This window comes from Curtobacterium sp. MCBD17_008 (assembly GCF_003234475.1).
GTDB lineage: Bacteria > Actinomycetota > Actinomycetes > Actinomycetales > Microbacteriaceae > Curtobacterium.
In genome coordinates this window covers 119,939-127,262 of sequence record NZ_QKTK01000011.1, presented here as the reverse complement: position 1 = coordinate 127,262, position 7,324 = coordinate 119,939, and the positions used below count along the sequence as shown (strand labels likewise).

Here is a 7,324-nt window from a genome sequence, read left to right as displayed (position 1 = left end):
GCTCCCACCCCGGCCGGTGCACCCACCCCGACCAGTGCTCCCACCCCGGCCAGTGCTCCCACCCCGACCGGCGCACCGGACACAGGTGCCGACCCGGTCGGCGCCCGGTCGGGAGGCCCGGTGCGCGTCCCCGACGCGGGCCCCGACGGGCCGCAGCGGCCCGCATGACGTCCGCGCGGGCCTCCCGGCCGGACGGTAGCCTGGTCTCCGACCTGGGCCGGCGCTCGCACCGGCCGGGCGACCCGCCCGGCCCGACCACGACGGAGCTCCTTCGCAGATGACCGACACCACCTCCCAGCAGCAGCACGACGTGCTCATCGTCACCGGCATGTCCGGTGCCGGCCGGTCCACCGTGGGGAAGGCGCTCGAGGACCTCGGCTGGTACGTGGTCGACAACCTGCCCACCCAGATGCTCGGACCGCTCACGGACCTCGCCGACCGCGCGGGGGAGTCGATCCCGAAGATCGCGACCGTGGTCGACGTGCGGGGCGGCCGCTTCTTCACCGAACCGGAGCACGCCGTCCAGCAGGTCCGCGAGAGCACCAGTGCGCGGGTCCGCGTGCTGTTCCTCGAGGCCACCGACGAGGTCCTGGTCCGACGGTTCGAGCAGGTCCGCCGTCCGCACCCGCTGCAGGGCGAGGACACCCTGCTCGACGGCATCGCCCGGGAACGGGCGCGGCTGCTCGGGCTGCGGGAAGCGTCGGACATGGTCATCGACACCTCCGACCTGAACATCCACCAGCTCGCGAACGCGGTCACGGAGCGGTTCGCCGAGGACCGGTTCGTCGGTGTCCAGGTCACCCTGATGAGCTTCGGGTTCAAGTACGGTCTGCCCGCGGACGCCGACATGGTGGCCGACGTGCGCTTCATCCCGAACCCGTACTGGGTCCCGGAACTCCGGCCGCACACGGGCCTCGACGCGCCCGTCTCCGACTACGTCCTCGAGCAGCCGGGAGCCCGCTCCTTCGTCGAGCGCTACGCCTCCGTGCTCGAGCCGGTGTTCGAGGGGTACCAGCGGGAGAACAAAAGACACGCTACGATCGCCATCGGCTGTACCGGCGGCAAGCACCGTTCGGTCGCCATCGTCGCCGAGCTGGCGAGCCTCCTCCGCGGGATGCCCAACGTCGCCGTGCGTGTGAAGAACCGAGATCTCGGCCGGGAGTGACCGTCCCACCGGCTGTCTCCACACGCGTGCGCCCCGGGGCCGCGGAACCCCACCCCGAAGAACGTAAGGAATGATGCCGTGCCGTTGACTGCCGAGGTGAAGGACGAGCTGGCCAGGGTCGTCGTCAACCGGAACACGGTCCGCGCCGCCGAGCTCGCGACCGTCCTCCGGTTCGCGGGAGGGCTGCACGTCATCTCCGGCCGGATCGCGGTCGAGGTCGAACTCGACACCCGGATCATCGTGCACCGTGTCCGGAAGGACCTCGCCGAGCTGTACGGCGTGCGCAGCGAGGCCTCCGTCGGGTCGACCGCCTCGTCCCGACGCGGCACCCGCTACCTCGTCCGCGTCCTCGAGGCCGGCGAGACGCTCGCCCGCCAGACCGGACTCATGGACGCCCGCCGTCGCCCGGTCCGCGGCCTGCCGAACCGCTTGACCACCGGCACCCGCGAGGACCTCGCCGCCATCTGGCGCGGCGCCTTCCTCGCCTCCGGCACCCTCACCGACCCGGGCCGGGCCGCCGCGCTCGAGGTCACCTGCCCGGGCAACGAGGCCGCGATGGCGCTCGTCGGTGCCGCCTCCCGCCTCGGGATCGCCGCGAAGGGCCGGGAGGTCCGGGGCGTGCACCGGGTCGTCATCCGCGACGGCGAGGCCATCGGCCAGATGCTCACCGCGATGGGCGCCGCCCGGACGACCGCCGACTGGGAGGAGATGCGCCAGCGCCGCGAGGTCCGTGCCACCGCCAACCGGCTCGTAAACTTCGACGACGCGAACCTCCGCCGCTCGGCACAGGCCGCCGTCGCCGCCTGCGCCCGCGTCGAGCGTGCTCTCGAGATCCTCGGCGACGACGTGCCCGACCACCTGCAGTACGCCGGGACCCTCCGGCTCGAGCACCGTGACGCCTCGCTCGACGAGCTCGGCCAGCACGCGGACCCGCCCATGACCAAGGACGCGATCGCCGGCCGGATCCGCCGACTGCTCGCGATGGCCGACAAGCGCGCGTCCGACCTCGGCGTGCCCGGCACCGAGGCGAGCGTGCCCGAGGAGCTCGAAGGCGCCTGAGCCCGGTCGTCCTCCGGACCCCCTCGGCCACCGGACGCCGACCCGCACGGGTCGACGTCATGCAGGTGGTCCGAGGGGGTCCGACTGCTAGGGTCGTTCCGGCGACGTTACGGGGCGTATCGTCCACCACACGTGGGCCGGCCGTCGTCCCCGACGACGCCTCCACACTCCGAAAAGCAGCGCCTCCCGAGGCGCTCCACACCCAACAGGAGCTCCATTGACCGTCAAGATCGGTATCAACGGCTTCGGCCGGATCGGCCGTAACTTCTTCCGGGCCGCTCTGGCCAAGGGCAGCGACCTCGAGATCGTGGCGGTGAACGACCTCACCGACAACGCCGCGCTCGCGAACCTGCTCAAGTACGACTCGATCACCGGCAAGCTCGGCGTCTCCGTCGAGCTCGACGGCGACAACATCGTCGTCGACGGCAAGGCCATCAAGGTGCTCGCCGAGCGCGATCCCGCCAACCTCCCCTGGGGCGAGCTCGGTGTCGACATCGTCATCGAGTCGACCGGGTTCTTCACCAAGGCCGCCGACGCGCAGAAGCACATCGACGCCGGTGCCAAGAAGGTCATCATCTCCGCCCCGGCGACGGGTGACGACGTCACCATCGTCCTCGGCGTGAACGAGGACACCTACGACGCGGCGAACCACCACATCATCTCCAACGCCTCGTGCACCACGAACAGCCTCGCGCCGCTCGCCAAGGTGTTCCACGACGCGTTCGGCATCGAGCGTGGTCTCATGACCACGGTCCACGCCTACACCGCCGACCAGAACCTGCAGGACGGACCGCACAAGGACCCGCGTCGCGCCCGTGCCGCCGCCCTGAACATCGTCCCGACCTCCACGGGTGCGGCGAAGGCCATCGGCCTGGTCCTCCCGGAGCTCGCCGGCAAGCTCGACGGCTTCGCGCTCCGCGTGCCGGTGCCGACCGGTTCGATCACGGACCTGACGCTCGAGACCAAGTCGGACGTCACGGTCGACGAGATCAACGCCGTCTACAAGGCCGCCGCCGAGGGCCCGCTGAAGGGCATCCTGCTCTACAGCGAGGACCCGCTGGTGTCCACCGACATCACGACGGACCCGCACTCCTCGATCTACGACTCGGGTCTGACCAAGGTCATGGGCAACCTGGTCAAGATCACCTCGTGGTACGACAACGAGTGGGGCTACTCGAACCGCCTGGTCGACCTGACCGAGTTCGTGGGCGAGAAGCTCTGACCTGATGGCTCTCCGCACCCTCGAGGACCTCGGCGACCTCGCCGGCAAGCGTGTCGTCGTCCGCTGTGACCTGAACGTCCCGCTCAAGGACGGCACGATCACGGACGACGGCCGCGTGCGGGCGTCGCTCACCACGCTGAACACGCTGATCACCGCCGGTGCGCGCGTGATCGTCGTGTCGCACCTCGGCCGACCCGACGGCACTCCGGCGCCCGAGTACTCGCTCGCGCCGGTGGCCCAGCGGCTGTCCGAACTGCTGGCGAAGCCGGTCGCCTTCGTCGGCGAGACCGTCGGCGACGAGGCGACCGCGGCCGCCGAGGCCCTCGAGGACGGTGACGTCCTGCTGCTCGAGAACCTCCGGTTCAACCCGGAGGAGACCTCGAAGGACGCCGCCGAACGCGCCGCCTTCGCCGACCGCATCGCCGCACTCGGTGATGCGTTCGTCTCCGACGGCTTCGGCGTCGTGCACCGCAAGCAGGCCTCGGTGTACGAGCTGGCCGCTGCGCTCCCGAGCGCGGCGGGACAGCTCATCGAGCAGGAGCTCACCGTGCTCGAGCGTCTGACGAAGGACCCGGAGCGCCCGTACACGGTCGTGCTCGGCGGGTCGAAGGTCAGCGACAAGCTCGGCGTCATCGACCACCTGCTGCCCCGCGTCGACACCATCTGCATCGGTGGCGGCATGCTCTTCACCTTCCTCGCGGCGCAGGGCCACGGGGTCGCGAAGTCGCTGCTCGAGCAGGACCAGCTCGACACCGTGCGCGAGTACCTCTCGCGCGCGACGGAGCTCGGCGTGACGATCGACCTGCCGACGGACGTCGTGGTGGCCTCCGGGTTCGCCGCGGACGCCGAGCACGAGACGGTCGCGGCCGACGCGATCGAGTCCTCGTCCTTCGGTACCGACGGCATCGGCCTCGACATCGGCCTCGAGACCGCGGAACGGTTCGCCGCAGCGGTCTCCTCGTCGAAGACGGTGTTCTGGAACGGCCCGATGGGGGTGTTCGAGTTCCCGGCCTTCGCAGCGGGTACGAAGACCGTCGCGCAGGCGCTGACCGAGGTCGACGGCCTCGGCGTCGTCGGTGGCGGCGACTCGGCAGCTGCCGTCCGCTCGCTCGGGTTCCGCGACGACCAGTTCGGGCACATCTCCACCGGCGGCGGAGCGAGTCTCGAGTTCCTCGAGGGCAAGTCGCTCCCCGGCCTCGAAGCGCTGGGGTGGACGGCATGACCCGCACGCCGTTCATCGCCGGCAACTGGAAGATGAACCTGGACCACCTCCAGGCCATCGCCACGGTGCAGAAGCTCGCGTGGACGCTGAAGGACGCTCGGCACGACCACGCCGACGTCGAGGTGGCGGTCTTCCCGCCGTTCACGGACCTGCGGAGCGTGCAGACGCTCATCTCGGCCGACAAGCTGCCGATCGCCTTCGGCGCGCAGGACCTGTCACAGTACGACTCCGGCGCGTACACCGGCGACGTGTCCGGCGCGTTCCTCGCCGCGCTCGATGCGCAGTACGTCATCGTCGGGCACTCCGAACGTCGCACCATGCACGGTGAGACGGACGAGGTCGTCGCGGCGAAGACGGCGGCGGCGGTCAAGCACGGCCTCGTCCCGGTGGTGTGCGTCGGCGAGACCGGTGAGCAGCGCGAACAGCGCGGCGCCGGTGTCGTGCCGGTCGAGCAGCTCGGGGTCGTCCTCGGTGCGGTGCAGCCCGCCGAGATCGTCGTGGCGTACGAACCGGTCTGGGCGATCGGCTCCGGCCAGGCGGCCACAGCCGAGCAGGCCCAGGACGAGTGCGCCGCACTGCGCCGTGGGATCGCGGCGGCGTGGGGCGACCAGGCCGCAGCCGACACCCGCGTCCTCTACGGCGGCTCGGTGAAGTCGGGCAACATCGCCGGCTTCCTCCGTGAGCCCGACATCGACGGCGCACTCGTCGGTGGCGCATCGCTCGACGTGCAGGAGTTCGCGGCGATCGCGCGCTTCCAGCAGCACGTGGGTCTCTAGAACGACCGCACGAGGCGCGACGGGTCCGCCCGTCGCGCCTCGTGCTGTGCACACACCCCGTCCGGGTCCGGAGCGCAGCCCGCGTGACCGGTATACTCGGATGGCTGACTGACACGAAAGGTACGTCGTGGCGATACTCTCCGTCGTGCTGCAGGTCCTGCTCGCGATCACGAGCCTCCTGCTCACGCTCCTCATCCTCCTGCACAAGGGTCGCGGTGGCGGCCTCTCCGACATGTTCGGCGGTGGTGTGACGAGCAACCTCGGGGCATCCGGCGTCGCCGAGCGCAACCTGAACCGCATCACCGTGATCCTCGGGCTCCTCTGGATCTCGAGCATCATCGTGCTCGGTCTCATCAACAAGTTCACGGCAGGGAGCTGACATGGCATCCGGAGGAAGCGCCATCCGTGGGTCGCGCGTCGGCGCCGGCCCGATGGGCGAGCAGGACCGTGGCGTCCAGGCCGAGCGCGTCGCGATCTCGTACTGGGACGCGATGGGCAACGAGGTCGTGCGGTACTTCGCCGCGAACCTCCCCGACGAGGAGATCCCGGAGACGGTCGACTCGCCGTCCACCGGTCTCCCGGCCGGTCGCGACAAGGAGAACCCGCCGCAGGTCGCGAAGACCGAGCCGTACAAGACGCACCTCGCGTACGTGAAGGAGCGTCGCACCGAGGAAGAGGCAGCGCAGCTCCTCGAGGACGCGCTGCAGCAGCTCCGTCAGCGCCGCGGCACCGCCGCCAAGTAACAGCAGACGTCCGAAGGCCCCCACTCCGTCAGGAGCGGGGGCCTTCGTCGTCAGGGGAGGTCGCCGCGGTCGTCCTCGTCGGTTCGGGCCGCGTCGAGGTCGCATGACATGCCGCGCGCCGTCCGCCGAGGTCGCACAGCGTGCCGCCTGCGGGCGCATGACGCGGCAGTTCGTGCGACCTCGACGAGCGGGCCACCAGCCCGACCCACCGGCGGCGACCCCGCGACGGACGGGAGGCCCGGTACCAGCTGGTACCGGGCCTCCCGTCCGTCGTGCGGTGCGTCAGTAGGTCGACGCGATGAGGTTCTCCGGGACGTCGCGTGCGGCGTCCTGGTCGACGAAGAAGACGGTGCGCTTGCGGCCCTGCACGCCGCCGACCGGGACCTCGTCCACGGCGGCACCAGCGAGGGCGAGGCCGAGCACGGATGCCTTCTCGGCGCCGGACAGGATCACCCAGACGCGCTGCGACGCGTTGATCACCGGGTAGGTGAGCGTCAGGCGCTGTGCCGGGGGCTTGGGCGAGTCGTCGACGGGCACGACCATGCGGTCGGTCACGCGGAGCTGCGGGAACTCCGGGAACAGCGACGCGGTGTGCCCGTCCGGACCGACCCCGAGCAGGGTGATGTCGAAGCGGGGTGCGTCGGCGGAGTCGGGAGCGGCGTCGTGCAGCTCGCGCTCGTACTGCGTCGCGGCCTCGTCGATGGTGAGGCCGGCGTCCGACGACGCCATCGGGTGGATGTTCTCGGCCGGGATGCTCACGTGGTCGAGGAAGTCCGTCTGCGTGCCGGCGTCGTTCCGGTCCGCGTCGCCCGCGGGTACCCAGCGCTCGTCGACCCACCAGACGTGGACCTTCGACCAGTCGACGCTCTCCTGCGCCTGCGACTGCCCGATCGCCGCGAGGACGAGCGTGGAGACCGAACCACCGCTGATCGCGATGTCGGCCCGTCCCTGCTCGTCGAGCACGTCGATGAGCTTCGTGATGAAGCGTGCGGCGACGGAGGCGCCGAGGGCCTGCTTGTCGGGGTGCACCAGCACCCGCCGTTCGTTGGTCACGTGACTCCCGTGTTCGTGGTGCGGTCACCGGTGTGACCGCGGTCGGTCCGGCCGGCCGTCCGACCTGCCGACCTGACGGGCAGG

The 7,324-nt window shown here is 70.8% G+C and carries 8 protein-coding genes; 7 read left to right on the top strand and 1 reads right to left on the bottom strand.

The annotated features are described in order from the left end of the window. Window positions 1-277: 277 nt before the first annotated feature. The 7 genes from rapZ to DEI95_RS11705 all read left to right on the top strand — a co-directional run bounded on the left by rapZ (window position 278) and on the right by DEI95_RS11705 (window position 6,187). On the top strand, window positions 278-1,165 hold the full coding sequence (gene rapZ / locus DEI95_RS11735) for an RNase adapter RapZ (protein ID WP_110825027.1): 888 nt from the start codon (window positions 278-280) through the stop codon (window positions 1,163-1,165). Between the two features lie 78 nt (window positions 1,166-1,243). Next, the gene (gene whiA / locus DEI95_RS11730) at window positions 1,244-2,224 is read left to right on the top strand and encodes a DNA-binding protein WhiA (RefSeq protein ID WP_110825026.1); all 981 of its coding nucleotides are present in this window, start codon (window positions 1,244-1,246) and stop codon (window positions 2,222-2,224) included. A gap of 217 nt (window positions 2,225-2,441) precedes the next feature. Beyond that, window positions 2,442-3,446 (top strand): type I glyceraldehyde-3-phosphate dehydrogenase, encoded by a 1,005-nt coding sequence (gene gap / locus DEI95_RS11725; protein WP_110825025.1) that lies wholly within the window; start codon window positions 2,442-2,444, stop codon window positions 3,444-3,446. Between the two features lie 4 nt (window positions 3,447-3,450). Beyond that, window positions 3,451-4,668 (top strand): phosphoglycerate kinase, encoded by a 1,218-nt coding sequence (locus DEI95_RS11720; RefSeq protein WP_111060314.1) that lies wholly within the window; start codon window positions 3,451-3,453, stop codon window positions 4,666-4,668. Next, complete coding sequence (gene tpiA, locus DEI95_RS11715; protein WP_110825215.1) at window positions 4,665-5,444, top strand: triose-phosphate isomerase; 780 nt, start codon at window positions 4,665-4,667, stop codon at window positions 5,442-5,444. Before DEI95_RS11720 ends, tpiA begins: the two co-directional genes overlap by 4 nt. A gap of 127 nt (window positions 5,445-5,571) precedes the next feature. Further along, window positions 5,572-5,823, top strand: a complete 252-nt coding sequence (secG, locus tag DEI95_RS11710) for a preprotein translocase subunit SecG (protein ID WP_110825023.1) — start codon at window positions 5,572-5,574, stop codon at window positions 5,821-5,823. Between the two features lies 1 nt (window position 5,824). Next, window positions 5,825-6,187, top strand: coding sequence for an RNA polymerase-binding protein RbpA (locus DEI95_RS11705; RefSeq protein ID WP_110825022.1), 363 nt, complete (start codon window positions 5,825-5,827; stop codon window positions 6,185-6,187). A gap of 282 nt (window positions 6,188-6,469) precedes the next feature. Here the strand turns inward: DEI95_RS11705 and pgl are convergent, their stop codons facing one another. Continuing rightward, window positions 6,470-7,240: a 6-phosphogluconolactonase gene (pgl, locus tag DEI95_RS11700; RefSeq protein WP_110825021.1), complete on the bottom strand. Its 771-nt coding sequence runs from the start codon at window positions 7,238-7,240 to the stop codon at window positions 6,470-6,472. Window positions 7,241-7,324 lie beyond the last annotated feature (84 nt).